The following is a 21,077-nucleotide window of genomic DNA, read 5'->3' as shown; positions in this document are numbered from 1 at the left end:
GGCTCCTCACACGTCCCCGTACTTCGTCTCGGCGGCCGCGTCCAGGGACAGCCGGTAGCCGCGCTTGACGACGGTCTGGATGAGGTTCGGTGCGCCCAGGGCCACGCGCAGGCGGGCCATCGCCGTTTCCACGGCGTGCTCGTCGCGGCCGGCGCCCGGCAGGACGCGCAGGAGTTCGGAGCGGGCCACGACCCAGCCCGGGCGCCGGGACAGGGCCCTGAGCAGGGCCATCCCGGCCGGCGGCACGGGGCGCAGCTCGCTGTCCACGAGGACCGCGTGGCCGCGCAGCTCCAGCCGGTGCCCGGCCACCGGGAGCACGCGGGCCCGGCCGGGGAGTTCCTGGCACAGGAGCTGCACGAGGGGTCCGAGCCGGAACCGCTCGGGCTGCACCGTGGGCACGCCCTCCGCCTGCAGCGGCAGGGCCGTCACCGGTCCCACGCACGCGGAGAGCACCGCTCCGCCGGTCAGCGCCGCGAGCACCTGGTCCCGTACGCCCCGCTCGGCGGCCCGGGTGAGCAGCGAGGCCGCGGCCGGGGCGGAGGTGAAGCTCACCGCGTCCACCCCGCCCGCGGCCACCGCGTCGAGCAGCCGGTCCAGCGGCCCGAGGTCCTCCGGCGCCATCCACCGGTAGACGGGTACGCCGACCACCTCGGCCCCGCCGGCGCGCAGGGCCTCGATGAACCCGGGCAGCGGCTCCCCGTGCAGCTGGAGGGCGATGCGCCGGCCGGCCACCCCGGCCGTGAGCAGCCGGTCCAGTACCTCGGCGAGCGATTCCGAGCGCGGGGACCAGGTCTCCACGAGCCCGGCGGCCCGGATCGCGCCCTTCACCTTCGGTCCGCGCGCCAGCAGTTCGGTCTCCCGCAGCCGCCCGAGCAGTTCCTCGCCCAGGCCCCACCCGTCGGCGGCCTCGATCCAGCCGCGGAAGCCGATGGCGGTGGTCGCCACCACCACGTCGGGCGCCAGGCCGATCAGTTCCTTGGTGGCGGACAGCAGTTCGGCGTCGTCGGCGAGCGGCACGATCCGCAGCGCGGGCGCGTGCAGCACGGTGGCCCCGCGGCGGCGCAGCAGGGCGATGAGCTCGTCGGCCCGCCGGGCGGCGGTGACCCCGACGGTGAATCCGGCGAGCGGGCCGGCCGGCGGACCGGTGGGGGTGTCGTGGTCGTGCATGGTGACCTGCCTCGCGCAGTGGTCGGGTCCGGTGTCGGGGTCCGGTGCCGGGTCCGGTATCGGTTCCGGTGTCGCGGTCACACGCAGTCGTGACGCTCGCGTGGACCGAGCCTGCCCTGGGGGCGTATCAGGCTCGGTTCACGCGTATTTCGGTGCCGTTAACCGGCGTGTGCCCGCCGTTACACCGAGGTGAGCTGCGGCTTCGCCTCCGCCCCGGCCGTGGGGACCGTGACCTGGGCGGGCCGGCGAAGGTATACCGCCCAGGTGACGGCGCAGCACACCGCGTAGAAGCCGAGGAAGGTCACGAAGGCCGCCGTGCCCGAGCCGGAGCTCAGGAACGCCTCGCGGAAGACCAGGTTGATGCCGAGTCCGCCGAGGGCGCCGACCGCGCCGATGAGTCCCATGGAGGCGCCGGACAGCCGCCGCCCGTACGCGGCCGCTTCCTCGCCGCTCATCCCGCGGGCCAGCGCCTTCGCCTGGAAGATGCCGGGGATCATCTTGTAGGTGGAGCCGTTGCCGAGCCCGCTGAGGACGAACAGCCCCACGAAGCCGACCAGGAACACCGGCAGGGATTCCCGTACGGAGGCCAGGATCACCACTCCGGTGGCCGCCGCCATCGACACGAAGGTGCCCAGGGTGATCCAGGCGCCGCCGAAGCGGTCCGCGAGGGCCCCGCCGACCGGGCGGATCAGCGAGCCGAGCAGCGGTCCGACGAAGGTGAGCGAGGCCGCCTGCAGCGGGGTGCGGCCGAACTGCGTCTGGAGCACCAGGCCGAAGGCGAAGCTGTAGCCGATGAAGGAGCCGAAGGTGCCGATGTACAGGAACGCCATGATCCAGGTGTGCCCGTCGCGGACGGCCTCCCGGACGGCCCCGGTGTCGTTGCTCACGGGCGCCAGGTTGTCCATCCGCAGTGCGGCGAGCGTCGCGGCGAGCACGATGAGCGGGATGTAGGCGCCGAGCAGCAGCCGCGGGTGGCCGGCCCCGGCCGTGCCGATGACCAGCAGGGCGGCGAGCTGGACGACGGGGACGCCGATGTTGCCGCCGCCCGCGTTGAGGCCGAGCGCCCAGCCCTTCTTGCGCAGCGGGAAGAAGGCGTTGATGTTCGTCATCGACGAGGCGAAGTTGCCGCCGCCGACCCCGGTGAGCGCGGCGACCAGCAGGAAGGTGGTGTACGAGGTCCCGGGCTCCATCACGATCCAGGCGGCGGCCGTCGGCGCGAGCAGCAGCAGGGCGCTGACGACGGTCCAGTTGCGGCCGCCGAAGCGGGCCACGGCGAAGGTGTACGGCACGCGGACCAGGGCGCCCACGCAGGTGGCGGTGGCGATGAGGAAGAACTTCCCTGCGGGGTCGATCCCGTACTTCGGTCCCATGAAGAGCACCATCACGGACCACAGGGACCAGATCGAGAACCCGATGTGCTCGGAGAGCACGGAGAAGATCAGGTTGCGGCGGGCGGTCCTCTCGCCCGTCTCCCGCCAGAAGGTCTCGTCCTCGGGGTCCCACCGCTCGATCCAGCGGCCACCCTTGCGCGGTGCGGTCGTACTGGTCATCACACGCCTCCACAGCTGCTGCGATCACGTCGCGCTCGTCGCGTCTCGTCGCGTTCCGTCGCGTTCCGTCGCGTCGCGTCCCGTCCGTGGTGCCGACCGTAGGAAGGGCTCGTTTCGGCCCCGGTCCCCGCCGGATGACCGGCGGGAAACCTTGCACTCACCCGCCGCCCGGGTCTGCTGTGAGCGCGGCCGGTGCGAGCGCGGGCAGCCAGCTGTCCGGGGGCACCTCCAGCCAGCCCTGCCCGGCCCCGAGCTCCGCGGCGGCGCGGCGCAGCGCGTCGAGCCCGGGATGGCTCGATCCCTTCCGCCACACCATGGAGAGCGGCGACAGCGGCACCGGGGCCGTCAATGGCCGCTTGACGCAGCCGGGCAGGTCGACGAAGCCCACCGTGGCGAGGACGGGATGGCCCGTCTTGGCCATGACCCGGCGGAACTCGTCCTTGCCCACCGCGACCGGCGCGGGCGGCGCGGCCCCGATGCCCCGGCCGGCGAACAGCTCGCGCGCCAGCCCGGTCCACTCCCGGGTCCGCGGGTTTCCGGCCCCGGTGTACACCGTCTCGCCGCGCAGCGCGTCCAGCGGTACGGCGTCCAGCGCGGCCAGCGGGTGCCCCTCGGGCAGCAGCACGGCGAGCGGCTCGTACCGTACGGGCGTCCGCGCGAGGCGGGCCCGCAGCGCCGGGTCGAGGCCGTCGGCGTACCCGAAGGACACGTCGAGGCGGCCCGCGGCGATCTCGGCGGCGGCGTGCGTGAGCCCGGACTCGAAGCGGGCCATCAGCTCGCATTCGGGGGCCAGTTCCCGGGCCCGGTCCAGCACGCTGCGGGCGGTGCCGGGGCCGTCGGTGTTGAGGTCGACGAGCAGCGGCCGGGGCCCCGCGAAGGCCCCGGCCAGCTCCTCGTGCGCCCGCAGCACGCCCCGGGCCAGGGGCAGCAGCCGCTCCCCGTCCGGGGTCAGCTCGACGGCGCGGGTGGTGCGTACGAACAGGGGCGCGCCCAGGGCCTGTTCGAGCCGGCGCACGTCCCGGCTGAGGGCCTGCTGGGCCACGTAGAGCCGGGCGGCGGCACGGGTGAAGTGCAGTTCCTCGGCCACGGCGAGGAAGGCGCGCAGCAGGCGGGGTTCCACGTCTCGGGGCGTCACCAGCGGAGACTAACAACCCCGGGTCCACTCACAACACGGAGCGGTGAATCACTCCCGAACAGGTGTTGGACCGCCGGCGGCCCCCGGCCCGAGCCTTGGCCCATGCCCTCCGCAGCCCCGCACCCCGCCACCCCGCGCCCCGCCACCCCTGCCACCGCACCTGCCGCCGGCGCCCCGGCGGCGCCCGCCCGCCTGATGGCCGTCACCGGCTCCACCCTGGTGCTCGCCGCCGCCCCGACGCGGCGCGCGCGGCCGGCCCGCGCCCCGGGCCCGTACCGCCGGCTCTTCGCGCTCCCCGGCACGCGCGGGTTCACCACCGGGAACCTCATCGCCCGGCTCCCCATGGGCATGTTCGGCGTCAGCGCCGTGATGATGATCGCCGGGCAGCGCGGCTCGTACGCCCTCGCCGGCGCCGTCGTGGCGGCCGGCCTGGCCGCCACCGCCGTCGTGGCGCCCTGGACGGCCCGGCTCGTGGACCGGTACGGGCAGGCCCGGATCGCCGTTCCCGCCACCCTGATCGCGGTCCTCGGCTCGCTCTGCCTGATCGCGTGCGTCCGTACCGGCGCCCCCGCGTGGACCCTCTTCGCCTCCTACGCCGCCACCGCGACCACCCCCAACATCGGCGGCATGTCCCGCGCCCGCTGGACCCACCTGCTGCGCGACGACCCGGCCTCCCGGCACACCGCGATGTCCTTCGAGCAGGCCGCGGACGAACTGGCGTACATGCTCGGGCCGGTGGCCGCCGCCTTCCTGTGCACCGCCGTCTTCCCGGAGGCCGGCACGCTCGCCGGGGCCGTCCTGCTCCTCACCGGGATGCTGGTGTTCACGGCGCACCGCGCCACCGAGCCGCCGCCCGCGCCCGCGGTCCGGGGGCCGTCCCCGCTCCGCGCCCTGGGAGGGCTGCTGCCGCTGTTCCTCGCCCTCGGCGCGATGTTCGGCTCCCTGGAGATCACCTCCATCGCCCACCTCGGCGCCCACGGCCTCGGCGGGCTCTCGGGCCCGGTCCTCGCCCTCCAGGCGGCCGGCTCCTGCGCCGCCGGCCTGCTCTACGGCACCCTGCGCCCCCGCACGCTCCCCGTCTGCCTCGGCGCCTTGGCGCTCGCCATGGCCCTCCCCCTGGCCGCGGCCGCCACCGGCTCCCTGCTCCCCCTGGGAGCGGCCCTCCTGCTGGCGGGCATGGCCACGGCTCCGGTCATGGTCACCGCGATGTCCCGGATCCACGCCGTCACCCCGCCGGGCCGCCTCAACGAGGGCATGACCCTCGCCGTCACCGCGCTCTTCGCCGGCATCGCGGCGGGCTCGGCGACGGCCGGCGCGGCGATCGACCACTGGGGCACGACGACCCCGTACGTCCTCCCGGCGGCGGCGGCCCTGCTGGCGCTCCTCCTGGGCAGCACCAGCTGAAGGAGATGGCCGGGGGCGAGGAGTGAGGAGCGTCCACTTCGACCCCGCGGCCTGGGACGATTTCCTCTTCCGGCTCTCGTCGGACCGGAAGACGGCCCGCAGGATCACCCGCCTGATCGGCCAAATCCAGCGCGACCCGTTCGGCGGGATCGGTAAACCCGAACCCTTGAAGGGCGGGCTGTCGGGCTACTGGTCCCGCCGGATCGACGACGAGCACCGGCTCGTCTACCGGGCCGACGAGAAGGAAGTGAAGATCCTGAAGGCCCGCTACCACTACTGACACCAGGGCACGACAAAGGCCCCGCAGCCTGAGGGCCGCGGGGCCTTTACCCAACATGGGGGTTGTGGAGATGGCGGGAATCGAACCCGCGTCCAACGGTGCAGAAGTAGGGCTTCTCCGAGCGCATTCCGCTGCGCTTTTCTCGGCCCCGGAGATCACACGGACAAGTCTCCGACGGGCTCAGTCACTGTTTGATTTCCCTCTATCCCCCGTGACCGGGGTTAGAGGTTTAGATCCCTAATTGACGCCAGGATCCGGACCGGGACCACTTCCGGGCTGACGCTCCTCACAGAGGCTTCAGCTCACTGTTATTAGGCAGCGAGGGTGAAGCGGGAGTTATCGCTCTTGGAGTTGGCGATTATTGTTTGCGACATATGGTTAACGAGATCATTGCCGCTTCCTCGGCTCGCTTCCCCTACATCGACATCCGCTGTCGAAACCGATCATCCCCATGTTTCACGCTGTTCAGTTATGAGATCCAGCAGGCGCTCTCCATGCGTCCCGCCCGACCGGCACCACCCGCAAGCGCGTGGTGCTGACGCCATGGTACGCGAAGTGGACCACTGCGTGCCAGGACATTAAAGCTGGCCGCGCTCCTTGCGCTTCACGGCCGAGATCACCCGGTTCGTCTCGCGCGTGTCCTGCTTCTCGCGCAGCGCCTGCCGCTTGTCGTACTCCTTCTTGCCCTTCGCCAGCGCGATCTCGATCTTCGCCCGGCCGTCCTTGAAGTACAGGGCGAGCGGCACGATCGTGTTGCCCGTCTCCCCCGTCTTCGACTCCAGTTTGTCGATCTCCTCGCGGTGCAGGAGGAGCTTGCGCTTGCGCCGCGCGCTGTGGTTGGTCCAGGTCCCCTGGCTGTACTCCGGCACGTGCACGTTGTAGAGCCAGGCCTCGCCGCTCTCCACCGACACGAAGCCGTCCACCAGCGAGGCCCGTCCCTGACGCAGGGACTTGACCTCGGTACCCGTGAGCACGAGGCCGCACTCGTAGGTGTCGATGATCGTGTAGTCGTGCCGCGCCTTCTTGTTCTGGGCGATCAGCTTGCGCCCTGTTTCCTTAGCCATAGTGCGGTCATTTTCGCACTACGGACCCACTCCGATGCCACCCAATACCGTGCGGGCCCGTTCCTCGACCCGGTCCGCCGCCGCCAGGTCCGGGGTGATGCCCGCGCCGTCCAGACTGCGGCCCGCCGGAGTGCGGTACGTCCCCACCGTCAGCTCCGCCACCGATCCGCCCGGCAGCTCCGTCGGCATCTGCACCGAGCCCTTCCCGAAGGTGCGGGTGCCGACCGCCACCGCGCGGCCGCGGTCCTGGAGGGCTCCGGTGACCAGTTCGGCCGCGCTCATCGTGCCGCCGTCGATCAGCGTCACCAGCGGCCGGGCCGTGTCGCCGCCCGGGGCCGCGTACAGGGCCCGCTGCGCCCCGCGCACGTCGTACGTCGCCACCAGCCCGCCGTCGAGGAAGGCGGAGGCGGCCGTCACGGCCTCGGTGACCAGACCTCCGGTGTTGCCGCGCAGATCGAGCATGACCCCGCCGCCGGCCGGGGCGGCACGGACCGCGGAGCGGACCTGCTCACCGGACCCCCGGGTGAAGGAGGCGACCTTGATGACCGTGATCCCGCCGGGCAGTTCCCGTACGGTCACCGGCTCGCTGCGCAGTTCCTCGCGCCGCACCGTCTGCGTCAGATCGGTCCCGCCGCGGGTCAGCTTCAGCTCCACGGGGGTGCCGGCCTCGCCCCGCAGCAGGGCCACCACCTCGGCCACCCTGAGCCCGGTCACGCCCTGCCCGTCGATGCTGAGCAGCCGGTCCCCGGCGCGCATCCCGGCCCGCGCCGCGGGACTGCCGGGCTGGACCCGGTCGATCTCGATGCGGCCGTCGCGCAGCCGCCCGGCCCACAGGCCGACGCCCGTCCAGCGGCCGTCCAGGTCGTCGGCGAAGGCCTCGTACTCGCCCTGGTCGTACACGGCGGCCCAGCGGTCCCCGCTGCGGCTGACCACGTCCTGGGCCGCCGACTTGGCCGACTTGCCCTCGGCGACGGCCTCGGCGACCGCCCTGGCCACCGCGTCCCGGTCGGCGGTGGCCGCCTCGCGCGGCGCCTGTGCGGGGGCCCGCGGCCCGGGCGGGGCGGCGGAGGCTTCCGTACCCACCAGCAGCGCGGCGGAGCCCCCCGCGTACTCGGCGGCCCCGGAGCCGGAGCGCCCCCAGCTCCCGGTCCCCGCACCCACCCCCACGGCGGTGAGGAAGAGCAGCGTCACAACAGCCCCGCGACGCACGTCGCGGGGCTGGATACAGAGAGCGGGGATACGCGGCAGACCCGGCATGGCGCCGAGTCTAGGACAAGGCCCCGGGCGGTACGGGTGGTTGGCCCTACCGCTCACGGGGCGCTCGTCACACCTTCAGGTACTTGCGCAACGCGATGAAGGCGGCCAGGGAGGGCATCAGCACGCCGATGACCAGGACCAGCGGCAGCTTGGTCAGGACCGAGTCCCAGCCGATGAAGTTGATGAGCTCCATCTTCTCGCGCAGTGCGGCGCCGTGGTCGATCACGAAGTACTGGCCCGCGCCGAGCATGCCGCAGGCGAGCAGCGCGCCGATCAGGCCGGCGAAGGCCGCCTCCATGATGAACGGCACCTGGATGTAGAAGCTCGAGGCGCCCACCAGGCGCATGATCCCGGTTTCGCGCCGTCGGCTGAAGGCCGAGACGCGCACCGTGTTGACGATCAGCAGCAGCGCCACGATCAGCATGATCAGCATGATGCCGAGGGCGGCCAGGTTGAGGTAGCCGAGGAGCTTGAAGAGGTTGTCCGTCACACTGCGCTGGTCCTCGACGGACTGGACGCCGTCACGGCCGGAGAAGGAGGTCGTGAGGACCTTGTACTTCTCGGGCTGCTTCAGCTTCACCCGGAAGGACTCCTGCATCTGGTCCGGGGTGATGGAGGCCGCCAGGGCGGTCTTGCCGAACTGCTCCTGGTAGTGCTTGAAGGCCTCGTCGGCGGATTCGTAGGTGACGGCCTTCACGAGGTCCATGCCCTTGAGCTCGGCCTCCAGGGCCTTCTTCTGCTCCGGGGTCACCGCCCCCTTGGCACAGGCCGAGCCGCCCTCCGCCTCCGCGTCGTGCTTGTTGCAGAGGTAGATGGAGACGTTGGCCTTGTCGTACCAGTACCCCTTCATCTTGCTCACCTGGTCGCGCATGAGCAGGGAACCGCCGAACAGGGCCAGCGACAGGGAAACGGAAATGATGACCGCGAAGGTCATGGTCAGGTTCCGGCGGAGACCGACCCCGATCTCCGACATGACGAACTGGGCGCGCATCGCGTCTCAGGAGCCTTTCAGTGCTGGTAGCCGTAGACGCCGCGCGACTGGTCGCGGACGAGACGGCCCTGCTCGAGTTCGATGACGCGCTTGCGCATCTGGTCGACGATCTGCTGGTCGTGGGTCGCCATGATCACGGTGGTGCCGGTCCGGTTGATCCGGTCCAGCAGCTTCATGATGCCGACGGAGGTCTGGGGGTCCAGGTTGCCGGTGGGCTCGTCCGCGATCAGCAGCGCCGGCCGGTTGACGAAGGCGCGGGCGATGGCCACGCGCTGCTGCTCACCACCGGAGAGCTCGCCGGGCATGCGGTCTTCCTTGCCGCCGAGGCCGACGAGTTCCAGGACCTGGGGAACGGCCTTCTTGATCTCGCCGCGCGGTCTGCCGATGACCTCTTGGGCGAAGGCCACGTTATCGGCCACCGACTTGTTGGGCAGGAGGCGGAAGTCCTGGAAGACGGTCCCCAGCTGGCGCCGCATCTGCGGAACCTTCCAGTTGGAGAGCTTGGCGAGGTCCTTGCCCAGGACGTGCACCTGGCCGTGGCTCGCCCGCTCCTCGCGCAGGATGAGCCGCATGAAGGTGGACTTGCCGGAGCCGGAGGAGCCGACCAGGAAGACGAACTCGCCCTTCGCGATGTCCAGGGAGACATCTCTGAGTGCGGGGCGGCTCTGCTTCGGGTAGGACTTGGAGACGTTGTCGAATCGGATCACGGGTGCACCACGGTCGCCGGGAGTAGGTGTCCGTGACCATACGCGAACCGGCGCGAGGTGTGGACCCGGCGTCCGGAGTTGCCCGATATATCCCCTGGTCCGAGAGGTGCGCGACCGCGATTGCGCGGAGGGGCCGCGCCGAATGTCGCCGGAGCTGGCACAGTGGTAGGGGAACCGACCGGCTCCCGCTGCCGTTGTAACCGAGGGGACGAAAGGAGGAGCGCATGACATATGACCGGCTCGTGTGCGCGAACTGCGCCGGACCTGTCAGCCAGGGTCGCTGCCGAGTGTGCCGGGCGAACCGGGAGCGCCTCCAGCAGGAGGGCCCCTTCTCCGGTGGTATCAACCCGATGGCGCTCATCGCGCTGCTGGTGATCCTGGTCGCCGCGCTGGCACTGGTGGCTCAGCAGACGGTGTAGCTCCTCAGCCGCCACGTCCCGATCAGACGCAGAAGACGCAAGACGCAAGGGCCCGGACACCTCACGGTGTCCGGGCCCTTCCGGCTGTCTGTTCGTCTGTACGTCCGCTGGTCCGCTGGGTCCGTCGGTCCGTCCGGAGAACCTACGCGGTCTGCTCCTGCTGCTTGCGCCAGCGGATCCCGGCCTCCAGGAAGCCGTCGATCTCGCCGTCGAGCACCGCCTGCGGGTTGCCGACCTCGAACTCCGTCCGCAGGTCCTTGACCATCTGGTACGGGTGCAGGACGTAGGACCGCATCTGGTTGCCCCAGGAGCTTCCGCCGTCCTTGAGGGCGTCCATCTTGTCCTTCTCCTCCTGGCGGCGCCGCTCGAGCAGCTTGGCCTGGAGGACGTTCATCGCGCTGGCCTTGTTCTGGATCTGCGAGCGCTCGTTCTGGCACGAGACCACGATGCCGGTCGGCAGGTGCGTGATGCGCACCGCGGAGTCGGTCGTGTTGACGCCCTGGCCGCCGGGGCCCGAGGCGCGGTACACGTCCACGCGCAGCTCGCCCTCGTCGATCTCGACGTGGTCGCTGGACTCGACGACCGGCAGCACCTCGACGCCCGCGAAGGACGTCTGGCGGCGGCCCTGGTTGTCGAAGGGCGAGATCCGGACGAGGCGGTGGGTGCCCTGCTCGACGGAGAGGGTTCCGTAGGCGTACGGGGCCTTGACCACGAAGGTGGTCGACTTGATGCCGGCCTCTTCCGCGTACGAGGTCTCGTAGATCTCGGTCGGGTAGCCGTGCCGCTCCGCCCAGCGCAGGTACATGCGCTGCAGGCGCTCGGCGAAGTCCGAGGCGTCCACGCCGCCGGCCTCGGCACGGATGTTTACCAGCGCCTCGCGCTCGGCGTACTCGCCGGAGAGCAGGGTGCGGACCTCCATCTCGTCCAGGGCCTTGCGCACGGAGATCAGCTCGGTCTCCGCCTCGGCGAGGGTGTCCGCGTCGTCCATTTCCTGGGCGAGGTCGAACAGCACCGCGAGGTCGTCGATCCGCCCGCGCAGGCTCTCGGTCTTGCGGACCTCCGCCTGGAGGTGCGACAGCTTGCTCGTGATCTTCTGGGCGGCCTCCGGGTCGTCCCACAGGGACGGCGCGGCGGCCTGCTCCTCGAGCACGGCGATTTCTGCCCTCAGCTTGTCCAGGTCCAGGACGGCCTCGATCGACCCCATGGTCGAGGAGAGGGACTTCAGCTCTTCGGAAACATCGACGACTGCCACGGGTCCAGCGTAGCCGGTCCCCGGGGGCCGCTCTCCGGCCAGGCCGGATCACCCGTACTAATGGCGGGTCGCACGGGCGTACGCTCACGATATGACCGTCTTCCTCGTCAAGCGCCGCCATGTGGACCACATGCGTGTCACGACGACCAGCTGTCTGCCGCCGGACCATCCCCAAGCCTGATCCACACCGATCCGACTTGGTCCTGTACGCGGCCTCGCGGCCCCGGCGCCAACCCTGCCGGCGGCCCTCCCCAGCCGCGACCCCCGCCACCCCTGGGGACAGGACCCCGTGACATCCGAAACGGAGCCGTCATGCCGTCCGCGCACCCTTCTCCCGCTTCTCTCTCCGCTTCCTCCGCTTCCTCCGCTTCGCCGGAGGCACCCTCCCTTCCGGTCCTGGACCTCTCCCAGGCCCATGATCCGGCGCTGCGCGACTCCTTCCGCGAGGAACTGCACGCGGCCGCCCGGGACAGCGGTTTCCTGCACCTCACCGGGCACGGGGTGACCGCGGCCGAAACCGCCCGCATCCTGGCTGTGACCAGGGAGTTCTTCGCCCTCCCGGAGGCGGACCGGCTGGCCGTGAGCAATCTCAACTCCCCGCACTTCCGCGGGTACACCCGCATCGGGCACGAGCTGACCGGCGGAGCCTCCGACTGGCGCGACCAGCTCGACGTGGGCGCGGAGCGGCCGGCGCGGGACGTGGGCCCGGACGACCCGGCGTACCTGTGGCTGGAGGGCCCGAACCAGTGGCCGGCGGCGCTTCCGGAGCTGCGGGAGGTCGTACTGCGGTGGCAGTCCCGGCTGGCGGCGGTGGCCCACCGGCTGCTCCAGGAACTGCTCGCCTCGATCGGCGCCCCGGCGGACTTCTTCGACGACGCCTTCGCGGACCGGCCCCACCTGCACACGAAGCTGATCCGGTACCCGGGGGCCGCGCCGACCGGCACCGACCAGGGGGTCGGGGCCCACAAGGACTACGGCTTCCTCACCCTCCTCCTCCAGGACTCGGTGGGCGGGCTGCAGGTGGTCAGGGACGGGGCCTTCCTCGACGTGCCCCCGCTGCCCGGGGCCTTCGTGGTCAATCTGGGCGAGCTGCTGGAGATCGCCACGGAGGGGTACCTGACGGCGACGGACCACCGGGTGGTGAGCCCGGCGGGGGGTGTGGAGCGGTTCTCGGTGCCGTTCTTCTACAACCCGCGCCTGGACGCCGTCATCGAGACGGTCCCGGGCGACTACCTCGGCGCGGCGCCGGGGATAGCGCACGACGCGTCGAACCCGCTGCACGCGGAGTACGGCCGCAACGAGCTGAAGGGCTGGGTCCGGGCGCACCCGGCGGTGGCCCGCCGCTGGCACCCGGAACTGGTCACCGGCGCGTAGCCGCGCACCTCCCCGGCCGTGGCCGGAGCCGCACGGGGACACAGCCCCGGACCGGCTCCGGGTGCCAGCGGCCCCGCAGCCTCGCCCGGCCGTGGCCGGGGAGCCCTGCGGGGCTGTCCCCTACCCGCCCTTCCACCGTTCCCCGGGCTCTGCCCGGACCCGCGCCTCACACGCCGGCGGGGCCGGAGTTGCCGACCCGGTGGACGGGCGGGTAAGGGACCCGGCACCGCAGGGCGCAGCAGCGCCCCCGGCTACGGGGCCGTGGAGCCCGACTGCTTGTTGTCCTGGGGCGGCGCCGAGTCGGAGGAGGTGGCCAGCCAGCTGCCGACACCCACCGCGGCCGCCAGGGCCACCGCCGCCGCCGACAGCGCCAGCCGCCGCTTGCGGACGGTCTCGGCCCGGTGCCGGGCGGAGCCCGGCCGGTGGCCGCCCGCAGGGCGCGGGACCCGGGCCGTGCCCAGCGCGCCCCCCGCCAGCTCGTCCGGCCCCGGCACCCGCATCGAGGTGTGGGTGTCCCGGTTGGAGTCCGTCGAGGAGCCCGGCACCAGCGGCACCACACCCCGGCGCCGCACCGGATCGGCGGTCACCGCCTCCGGCTCCGCGAACTCCGCCTGCTCCGGCTCGTCGGGCTCGTCCACGTCCAGCGGCGGCATCCCCGCCAGCAGCGGCAGCAGGTCCCGCAGCCGCAGGGAGAGTTCCGAGGCCCGCAGCCGCGAGGCCGGGGCCTTCGCCAGGCACTGCACCATCAGCTGCCACAGCTCGTCGGGGATTCCGGGCAGCGGGACGACGGTCTCCGTCACGTGGCGCCGCAGCACCGCCCCGGGGTGCCCGCCGCCGAACGGCGTGAAGCCGGCGAGGAGTTCGTACAGCACGGTGGCCAGCGCGTATATGTCCACCGCCGCGCGCGGCGGGAGCCCCTCCACGATCTCCGGCGCCAGGTAGTCGGGCGTGCCGATGATCCGGGTGGTCGGGGCGGAGGCCCGGCCGCCGGTGGAGCGCCGGGGCGAGTCGATGAGCTTGGCCACGCCGAAGTCCGTGAGCAGCGCCGGGTGCGCGCCGCCCGGGCCGAGCGGGCCCTGCATGTCGAGCAGGACGTTCTCCGGCTTCACGTCCCGGTGCACGACCCCGGCCGCGTGCGCCGCGGCCAGCGCGTCGGCGACGTCCGCGACGATGGCGACGGCCGCCTCGGGGGCGAGCCGCCGCTCGCGGTCGAGGCGTGTGCGCAGGTCCGTACCGCGGACCAGGTCCATGACGAGGGCGAGGTCGTTGCCGTCCACGACGAGGTCGCGGACGCAGACGACGTGCGGGTGCTCCAGACCCAGGAGCGCGCTGCGCTCCTGGACGAACCGTCCGACGAGTTCCTGGTCGGACGCGAGGTCCTCGCGCAGCAGTTTGACGGCGACGGGGCCGTCAGGCCCCTCGCCCAGCCACACCGTGCCCGCGCTGCCGCGTCCCAGGATCTGGTGCGCGGTGTACCGGCTGCCGATCTTCCGTGCCACAACTGCTCCCTCAGCGGCTGGCCTACGCACCAAAGCTACGCGGCCAGGTGGGTGTTGGAGTCCACGGATCGCGGCGGCCTTCACTTCTGCGGGCGAAATCACGTCCCAGAAGTCGACAAATCCACGAAGTCACCGGTACAAGGCCCGGTTCGGGTGGATTGTGCCGGTGCGCGGCACGCTCAGGGGTGCGGTGGGATCAGCCCGTCGAACCGCCGTTCGTGGAGTCTCCGATCGCGGTGACCCAGTCCACGGCGTCCGAGCCCCAGGTCCACACCTGGTCCCACCAGCCGCGTCCGGTGCCGACCCACTCCTGGAGCGGGGTCAACTCCCAGACCAGCCAGCCCGCGACGAAGAACACCAGGATCATCACCAGGCAGCCCTTGAGGCATCCCAGCCCCGGAATCTTCACCGGATTCGCACTGCGGCGCGGCTCGCGGGGCTCCCGCCGCGCCGGCTGCTGACGCGGCGGCGGACCCTGCGGGGGCTGCTGCTGAGGCTGCTGGGGCTGGCGGTACTGGGGCTGCCCCTGCGGCTGCTGGTACTGCTGGGGGTGCTGCTGCTGCGGCTGGTAGTGCTGCGGAGGCGGCTGCGGCGCGTACTGCTGCTGCTGGTACTGCTGAGGCTGCTGGTACTGCTGCGGCGGCGGAGCCTGCCGGTACGGCTGCTGCTGCGGAGGCTGCTGCGGCCGCTGAGGCTGCTGCGGGGACCGCTGCGGCTGCTGGTACTGCTGCTGCTGCGGCGGCGGGGCCTGGCGCTGCGGCCGGCGGCGCAGCGGGTCCTCGCTCGGGTCCAGGTAGTGCATCTGCGTCTGCTCGTTGCGGTCGCGGGCCGCCTGCAGCTGCGACTGCCACGGGTGCGGCGCGTCCGGCCGCTGCACGGGCGGCATCACCGAGGTCGGGTCGGCGCCGGGCGCCCCCGTGCTCGGGAGCACGGACGTGGCGTCGGCCGCGCCGACCGGCGGCATCACGCTGGTCATGGCGTTGGGGTCGTAGGCCCCTGCCGGGGAGGCCCCGGCGGTGCCGGGCAGCATCTGCGTCGCGTCCGCGGCGCCCGGGGTCTCGGGCACCGGCGCGGGCGAGGGGTCGGGCGCGAGCAGCGCGCCGACGCCGAGGGCGGCCTCGACCTGGGCGGGCGTGGAGTGCACGCCGATGCCGGAGGCGACCACGCGCAGGCCGCGCGCCAGGGTCTCCGCGCTCGGGCGCTCGTACGGCTCCTTGCGCATGCAGCGCTCGATGACCGTCCACAGCGGCTCGGGCACGTTCGGCGGGCGCTGCGGCTCCTCGCTGAGGTGGCGGTGCAGGACCTCCAGCGCGGTGCCGCCCGCGAAGGGCGGCCGGCCGGTGAGGAGCTCGTAGAGCAGGATGCCGGCGCCGTAGATGTCGACGGCGGAGGTCTGCGGGCGGCCCTCGGCGGACTCGGGGGCGACGTAGGCCGGGGTGCCGACGAACTCGTGCGTGCGCGTCAGGCCCGGGGAGTCCGCCAGGCGCGCGATGCCGAAGTCGGTGAGCATCGGCTTCATCTGGCCGTCGCGCTCGTCGACCAGGACGTTCGCGGGCTTCAGGTCGCGGTGGACCACGCCGTCGGCGTGGCTGGCGGCGAGCGCGTCCGCGATCTGGGCGGTGAGCAGGCTCGCGGCGACCGGGCTGAAGGGACCGTTCTCGCGCAGGTACCGGTGCAGGTCCGGGCCGTCGATCAGGTCCATGACGAGGGCGAGGAGATCGCCCTCGACGACGAGGTCGCGGGTGCGGACGATGTTGGGGTGCGTCAGGCGCAGCAGGACGGAGCGCTCGCGCAGGAAGCGCATGACGATGTCCGGGTCCTGGGCCAGCTCCTCCTTGAGGACCTTGATGGCCACGGTCTCGCCGGGGTGGCCCGCCACGGCCGCCTCCGCGCCGGCCGCCTCACGCTGGCGGGCGCGCCAGACGGTGCCCGTGGCGCCGCGCCCGAGCGGCTCCTCGAGCAGGTACTTGCTGCCGACTGGCCGCACGTCACGCGCTCCCTGCTGTCGTCGATTCCGGCGAGCGATCCACGCGTGATCCACGCGTGATCCAGGCCTGATCTGCGAAATGGTTTTCCGGCCCACTCTAGGGCTTGTCCCGAGGGAAGACGCGGGGTGAGGGAGGTTGGTTGCCGCACATATGCGCGAAGGGTGATGTTTGCGGCGTATGCCGGGGGCGATTTTCCCGGCCATCCTGTCCGTATCCGATCGGCCCGCTTGCAGGTCCGGTGCCGGTCGGCGACCGATCAAGATCACTTGCCGGTGGGTGGCGGGCGTGTTGAGGACGACAGGTGCGAGGATGCACCCGTACGGAAAGGCCGGGACGGGAGCCCCGCCTTCCGGGCAGACCTGACCGGACGACGCGTCCGTGCCGGGTGGGGGCGGACGGACGGTCACCGCGTGCGAACGGCACGGGTGATCCGTCCCACGGATCCCTGCCGGGCGCACGCACCGCGCACCGCGCAGAAGGGACCGCTGACGGCGATGCAGATCCGGCTGACCGTCCTTGGGTCGGGGTCGCGCAGCGGCCACCAGACCGCCACCGCGACCGCCTCCGGCGGGGGCACCGGCGGAGGAGGGAGCCCGGCGAGCTGTGACGTGCTCGTCACCGCGCCCGCCGGTACGGCACTGTCCGCGGTGGCCTCCGGGCTCGCGGCGACCGTCGGCGGCCCCGACACCGGTGGCACGGTCGTGCTGTACGCCGGTACGGAGCGCCTGGACCCCGCGCGGTGCGCGCTCGGCGAGCCGCCGCTGGTGGACGGGGCGGTGCTGTCGCTGAACGTTCCCGGCCCCGACGTCCGCACGGACGGGACCGCGGCCGCGACCGCCCTCGGCGACGGGCCGCAGCTGCACGTCGTGGCCGGGCCGGACGCGGGCGGGGTGCACCTGCTGCACCCGGGGGCGATCCGGATCGGGCGCTCGGCCGACGCGGACGTCCCGCTGGACGATCCGGACGTGTCGCGCCTGCACTGCACCGTGACGGTGCTCCCCGACGGGCGGGTCGCGGTGGCCGACCTCGGGTCGACGAACGGTACGACGCTGGACGGCGCGGTGGTCGGCGCGGAGCGGGTGGCGCTGGCGCCGGGGGCGCTGCTGCGGGTCGGCGAATCCACGCTCCGCCTGGCCATGGGCCCGGCGCCCTCCCCCCTGCCCCTCACCCCGGACCTGGAGGGCCACCTCTCCGTCTCCCTCCCGGGCCACCCCGACCCCGTCCCCCCGGGCGCCATGCCGCCCCCGGCGGCGGGGCCGCCCGCCGGAGGCGGAGCCTGGGCGGGCGCTACGCCCGGCACCGCGGCGGGGTCGCACGCCGAGGGCGGAGCCTGGGCCGGTTCCACGCCAGGCAGCGCGGCCGGGTCACACCCCGACCGTGGCGGCTCCGGCGGAGCCTGGTCCGGGTCTACGCCGGGCAGCGCGGCCGGGTCACACCCCGACGGGGGCACCTCCGGCGGAGCCCGGGCGGGATCCACGCCGGGCACCCCGGCGGGGTCGCACGCCGGAGGCGGAGCCTGGGCCGGCGCTACGCCGGGCACCCCGGCGGGGTCACACCCCGAGCGTGGCGGCTCCGGCGGAGCCTGGGCCGGGTCTACGCCGGGCAGCGCGGCCGGGTCGCACGCCGACGGCGGCACCTCCGGCGGAGCCTGGGCCGCAGGGGCGCGCCCCGACGCGGGGGGCCGGGGGGCGCAGGGGCATATCCCCCACCCCGCCCCTTCCCGAAACGGGGGCTCCGCCCCCGACCCCGTCCGGTCCGGCTCCGCGGCCGGTGGCCCCGGGTACGCGAACCCGGGTGCGCCCGCGGCGCACTGGGACGGCAGCACCGGAACGGTCCCGGCCGCCCGGGGCGCCGAGCCCCACTCCGCGGGCGGCCGGGGCCCGTCGGGCCCCGTTCCCGCGGACCCCTGGCCGTACGGCGAGGCCGGCCGGGACGGCGAAGCCGACCCGCACCGCGCGGGCCGCATCGCCAGGCCCGCCTCCGGTGCCGGGGGCGCCGGACACCACTCGCTCCCCGACCGCCCCGACGCCGGACCGGCACAGGGCGGCGGAGTCCCCGGCCAGTACCCGGGACCGGCACACCCCGGCAGCACCCCCGGCCAGCACACCGGACCGGCACACCCCGGCAGCACCCCCGGCCAGCACACCGGACCGGCACACCCCGGCCGGTACGCGGAATCGGCACAGGCCGCCGGCACGCCCGACCGACGCGCCGGAACCGCACACCCCGGCAGCACCCCCGGCCAGTACCCGGGACCGGCACAGCCCAGCGGCACCCCCGGCCAGCACACCGGCCCGGCACACCCCGACCGGTACGCGGCATCGGCACAGGCCGCCGGCACCCCCGACCGACACACCGGAACCGCACAGCCCGACCGGCACGCCGGACCGGCACACCCCGGCAGCACCCCCGGCCAGTACACCGAACCGGTGCACCCCGGCCGGCCCGACGCCGGCCAGTACGCCGGACCGGCGCACCCCGCCGGCGCCCCCGGCCAGTACGCCGGGCCGGCCCACCCCGGCGCAGCCCCCGGGCAGCAGCCCGGGCAGCCCGGCCCGCGCCCCGGAGCCGCCGACCCCTACGCCGGAGCAGGGCAGGGCGGCGGAGCGGCGGACCCCTACTCCGGGGCGGCCCGCCCCGCCGGAGCAGGGCACGGTGGGGCGGCGGGATTCCCCGCGGCGGCCCACCCGGCCGGAGCCGCCCGGTACGACGGGCCCGGGGCCGCGCAGCGGACCGGGGTCGAGCATCACGGTGCGGGGGGCTGGGAGGAGCCCGGGGCGGGCGGCCGGGAGGCCGAGCCCCGGCGTGCGGGGCGGCGCGGTATCGGGGCCTGGGCGCGCAAGTGGGTGCGCGGGGCCGATGCCGCCGAGGTGGAGGTCGTCGCCGAGGCCGCCGCCGCCGTCATCGCGCGGCCCGGCTCCGACGATCCCGCGAGCCTGCTGCTCACCGCCCTCGGGCCGGCCCCGCGGCTGTGGGCCGGGCCCCCCGGGCTGGAGGTCACGCTCGGCGCGGGCAGCGAGGTCCCGCTCCGCGAAACCGGCGCGCTCGGCATCGCGGGGCCCCGGGCCCGGCTGACCGGTGTGGCCCGCTCCGTCATCGCGCGGCTCGCGGCACTGCACGCCCCCGGCCAGCGGCTGGAGATCGTGCTGGTCGCCACCGACCGGGCCCGCCCGCTCGCCGAACGCCGCCGCGACTGGGGCTGGCTCGGCTGGCTGCCCCACGTACGCCCCGCGCACGGGCAGGACTGCCGGCTGCTGCTCGCGTACGACCGCGATCAGGCGGCCGCCCGCGCCGGGGAGCTGACCCGGCGGCTCGACGACGGGCCCCTCGGCACCCACTGGGCCGCCGCGGGGGCGGACGCGGTGCGCGAGGCCTCGTACGCCTACCGGGGCCCGTACACCCTCCTGGTCCTCGACGGGGACCCCGGTCCCGGGCCGCTCCGGGACGTCACCAGCCGGCTGGCCTCGCACGGGCCGGCCGCCGGGATCCACGTGCTGGCCCTGGCCGAGGCTCCGGCGGCGACGCCCGCCTCGCCGGTCACCGAGACCTACGAGGCGGCCTGCGCGGCCTCCCCCGCCTTCCGGGACTGTGCCACGGCCGCCCTGCTCAGCGGTGACGTGGCCACGACGGTACGGACCTTCGCGGTCTCCGGCGGCACACCGGCCGCCTCCGGTACGACGGCCACCGCGGACGCCGTCTCGGCGGCCTGGGCGGAGCGGTTCGCCCGCGCCCTGGCCCCGCTCAAGGCCGACTCCCCCGGACCGGAGGGCGGTTACCGGCCGGCCGCCGCGCATCTGCCCCAGACCTCGCGGCTGCTCGACGAGTTGGGGCTGGCCCGGGCCACCCCGGCCTCACTGATGGCCCGTTGGGCCGCCGCCACCGATCAGGGGCAGCGCGTCGGCGGGCTCGCGGAGCTGGTCCTCGGCAGCGGCCGGCGCGGGCCGGTGGGCGCCGAACTGGTCACCGACGGGCCGCACGTGCTGATCGAGGGGCCCGCCGGCAGCGGCCGTACGGAACTGCTGCGTTCCGTGGCGGCCTCCCTGTCGGCCGCCGCCCGGCCCGACCGGCTCGGCCTGGTCCTGCTCGACGGGGCCGGCGGCGAGCGCGGCGACGGCCTGCTGCCCTGCACGGAGCTGCCGCACGTCTCGGCGCACCTGGTCGCCTCGGACCCGCTGCGGATGCGGGAGTTCGCGCAGGCGCTGGGCGCCGAGCTGAAGCGGCGGGCCGAGTTCCTGGACGGGGTGCCGTTCTCCGAGTGGCACGCCGCGCGCGAGGTCTCCGACCGGATGGTCTCCCCCCGCCCGCCCACCCCGGGCGAGCTGCGCGGCGATCTCGAACCCCAGCGTTCGGGCACCCTGCGGCTGCGCACCTCGGCCACCCGTACGGATCCGGCGGCCGGGCCCAGCCCGCTGCCGCGCCTGGTCGTGCTCGTGGACGACTTCGACGCGCTGGTCGCACCGGGCCTGGGCAGCACGGGCCGGCCCGCCGCCGGTTCGGTGGTCCGCGCCCTGGAGGCGGTGGCCCGCGAGGGCGCCCGCCTCGGGGTGCACCTGGTGGCCACCAGCGCCCGCCCGGACCGGACGGCCGACACCGAGCTGGCCCGGCTCACGACCCTGCGCGTGGAGCTCGACGCCCCCGACCAGCCGGGTCCCGGCCGGGGCGTGCTCCGGTACGCCGACGGGCGGACGGTCCCCTTCCAGGGCGGCCGGGTCACCGGCCGGATCCCCCGGACGGCGACGCTGCGGCCGACCGTGGTGCCGGTGGAGTGGGAGCGGATGGGCGATCCGCCGGCCCGGCGCCCGGTCCGCGAGCTGGGCAACGGCCCGACCGACCTGGCCCTGCTGGCCAGCGCCCTGGACCGGGCCTCGCACCTGGTGTCGGCGGTACCGGTGCTGTTCCCGCCGGCCCCCTGAACGGGCCCGCGAAACGGCGCCCGGGCGGCCCCTGACCGGCACTTGAGCGGCGCTCGGCGCACCCCCGTACACCGCGA

Annotated in this window: 15 protein-coding genes and 1 other RNA gene; 5 read left to right on the top strand and 11 right to left on the bottom strand. The window is 74.1% G+C overall.

What is annotated here, in order from left to right; translation table 11 throughout:
* Window positions 1-6: 6 nt before the first annotated feature.
* The 3 genes from ACWCP2_RS07475 to ACWCP2_RS07465 all read right to left on the bottom strand — a co-directional run bounded on the left by ACWCP2_RS07475 (window position 7) and on the right by ACWCP2_RS07465 (window position 3,852).
* The gene (locus tag ACWCP2_RS07475) at window positions 7-1,167 is read right to left on the bottom strand and encodes a uroporphyrinogen-III synthase (protein ID WP_450907641.1); all 1,161 of its coding nucleotides are present in this window, start codon (window positions 1,165-1,167) and stop codon (window positions 7-9) included.
* A 179-nt stretch (window positions 1,168-1,346) separates the two neighbouring features.
* Window positions 1,347-2,717 carry a nitrate/nitrite transporter gene (locus ACWCP2_RS07470; protein ID WP_450907640.1) on the bottom strand — a complete coding sequence of 457 codons (1,371 nt, stop codon included), beginning with the start codon at window positions 2,715-2,717 and terminating at the stop codon, window positions 1,347-1,349.
* A gap of 157 nt (window positions 2,718-2,874) precedes the next feature.
* On the bottom strand, window positions 2,875-3,852 hold the full coding sequence (locus tag ACWCP2_RS07465; RefSeq protein WP_450907639.1) for a LysR family transcriptional regulator: 978 nt from the start codon (window positions 3,850-3,852) through the stop codon (window positions 2,875-2,877).
* A gap of 102 nt (window positions 3,853-3,954) precedes the next feature.
* On the opposite strand from ACWCP2_RS07465, the gene ACWCP2_RS07460 reads away from it, so the two are divergent.
* Window positions 3,955-5,256 carry an MFS transporter gene (locus ACWCP2_RS07460; RefSeq protein WP_450907638.1) on the top strand — a complete coding sequence of 434 codons (1,302 nt, stop codon included), beginning with the start codon at window positions 3,955-3,957 and terminating at the stop codon, window positions 5,254-5,256.
* A gap of 22 nt (window positions 5,257-5,278) precedes the next feature.
* Window positions 5,279-5,536, top strand: coding sequence for a Txe/YoeB family addiction module toxin (locus tag ACWCP2_RS07455; protein WP_450907637.1), 258 nt, complete (start codon window positions 5,279-5,281; stop codon window positions 5,534-5,536).
* A gap of 62 nt (window positions 5,537-5,598) precedes the next feature.
* Here the strand turns inward: ACWCP2_RS07455 and ssrA are convergent.
* From ssrA to ftsE, 5 genes are all read right to left on the bottom strand, one after another.
* Window positions 5,599-5,987: a transfer-messenger RNA gene (gene ssrA / locus ACWCP2_RS07450) on the bottom strand.
* Between the two features lie 127 nt (window positions 5,988-6,114).
* Window positions 6,115-6,600, bottom strand: coding sequence for an SsrA-binding protein SmpB (smpB, locus tag ACWCP2_RS07445; RefSeq protein ID WP_399384519.1), 486 nt, complete (start codon window positions 6,598-6,600; stop codon window positions 6,115-6,117).
* A gap of 18 nt (window positions 6,601-6,618) precedes the next feature.
* On the bottom strand, window positions 6,619-7,857 hold the full coding sequence (locus ACWCP2_RS07440; protein ID WP_450907636.1) for a S41 family peptidase: 1,239 nt from the start codon (window positions 7,855-7,857) through the stop codon (window positions 6,619-6,621).
* 67 nt (window positions 7,858-7,924) lie between these two features.
* On the bottom strand, window positions 7,925-8,848 hold the full coding sequence (ftsX, locus tag ACWCP2_RS07435) for a permease-like cell division protein FtsX (RefSeq protein ID WP_450907635.1): 924 nt from the start codon (window positions 8,846-8,848) through the stop codon (window positions 7,925-7,927).
* Between the two features lie 17 nt (window positions 8,849-8,865).
* The gene (ftsE, locus tag ACWCP2_RS07430; RefSeq protein WP_243337359.1) at window positions 8,866-9,555 is read right to left on the bottom strand and encodes a cell division ATP-binding protein FtsE; all 690 of its coding nucleotides are present in this window, start codon (window positions 9,553-9,555) and stop codon (window positions 8,866-8,868) included.
* 224 nt (window positions 9,556-9,779) lie between these two features.
* Here ftsE and ACWCP2_RS07425 point away from each other — a divergent pair, with 224 nt between their 5' ends.
* Window positions 9,780-9,974, top strand: a complete 195-nt coding sequence (locus tag ACWCP2_RS07425; RefSeq protein ID WP_450907634.1) for a hypothetical protein — start codon at window positions 9,780-9,782, stop codon at window positions 9,972-9,974.
* Window positions 9,975-10,116: 142 nt separating this feature from the next.
* Here the strand turns inward: ACWCP2_RS07425 and prfB are convergent, their stop codons facing one another.
* Window positions 10,117-11,226, bottom strand: a complete 1,110-nt coding sequence (gene prfB / locus ACWCP2_RS07420; RefSeq protein WP_450907633.1) for a peptide chain release factor 2 — start codon at window positions 11,224-11,226, stop codon at window positions 10,117-10,119.
* 312 nt (window positions 11,227-11,538) lie between these two features.
* On the opposite strand from prfB, the gene ACWCP2_RS07415 reads away from it, so the two are divergent.
* Window positions 11,539-12,600, top strand: coding sequence for an isopenicillin N synthase family dioxygenase (locus ACWCP2_RS07415; protein ID WP_450907632.1), 1,062 nt, complete (start codon window positions 11,539-11,541; stop codon window positions 12,598-12,600).
* 251 nt (window positions 12,601-12,851) lie between these two features.
* On the opposite strand, the gene ACWCP2_RS07410 is transcribed toward ACWCP2_RS07415, so the two are convergent.
* Together ACWCP2_RS07410 and ACWCP2_RS07405 are read right to left on the bottom strand one after the other, a co-directional pair.
* Window positions 12,852-14,099: a serine/threonine-protein kinase gene (locus tag ACWCP2_RS07410; protein WP_450907631.1), complete on the bottom strand. Its 1,248-nt coding sequence runs from the start codon at window positions 14,097-14,099 to the stop codon at window positions 12,852-12,854.
* 196 nt (window positions 14,100-14,295) lie between these two features.
* Window positions 14,296-16,086 carry a protein kinase domain-containing protein gene (locus ACWCP2_RS07405; RefSeq protein WP_450907630.1) on the bottom strand — a complete coding sequence of 597 codons (1,791 nt, stop codon included), beginning with the start codon at window positions 16,084-16,086 and terminating at the stop codon, window positions 14,296-14,298.
* 411 nt (window positions 16,087-16,497) lie between these two features.
* Here ACWCP2_RS07405 and ACWCP2_RS07400 point away from each other — a divergent pair, with 411 nt between their 5' ends.
* The gene (locus tag ACWCP2_RS07400; protein WP_450907629.1) at window positions 16,498-21,000 is read left to right on the top strand and encodes an FHA domain-containing protein; all 4,503 of its coding nucleotides are present in this window, start codon (window positions 16,498-16,500) and stop codon (window positions 20,998-21,000) included.
* Window positions 21,001-21,077: the final 77 nt, after the last annotated feature.

This window comes from Streptomyces sp. NPDC002104 (assembly GCF_053593795.1).
This window is presented reverse-complemented; position numbering and strand designations above follow the sequence as displayed.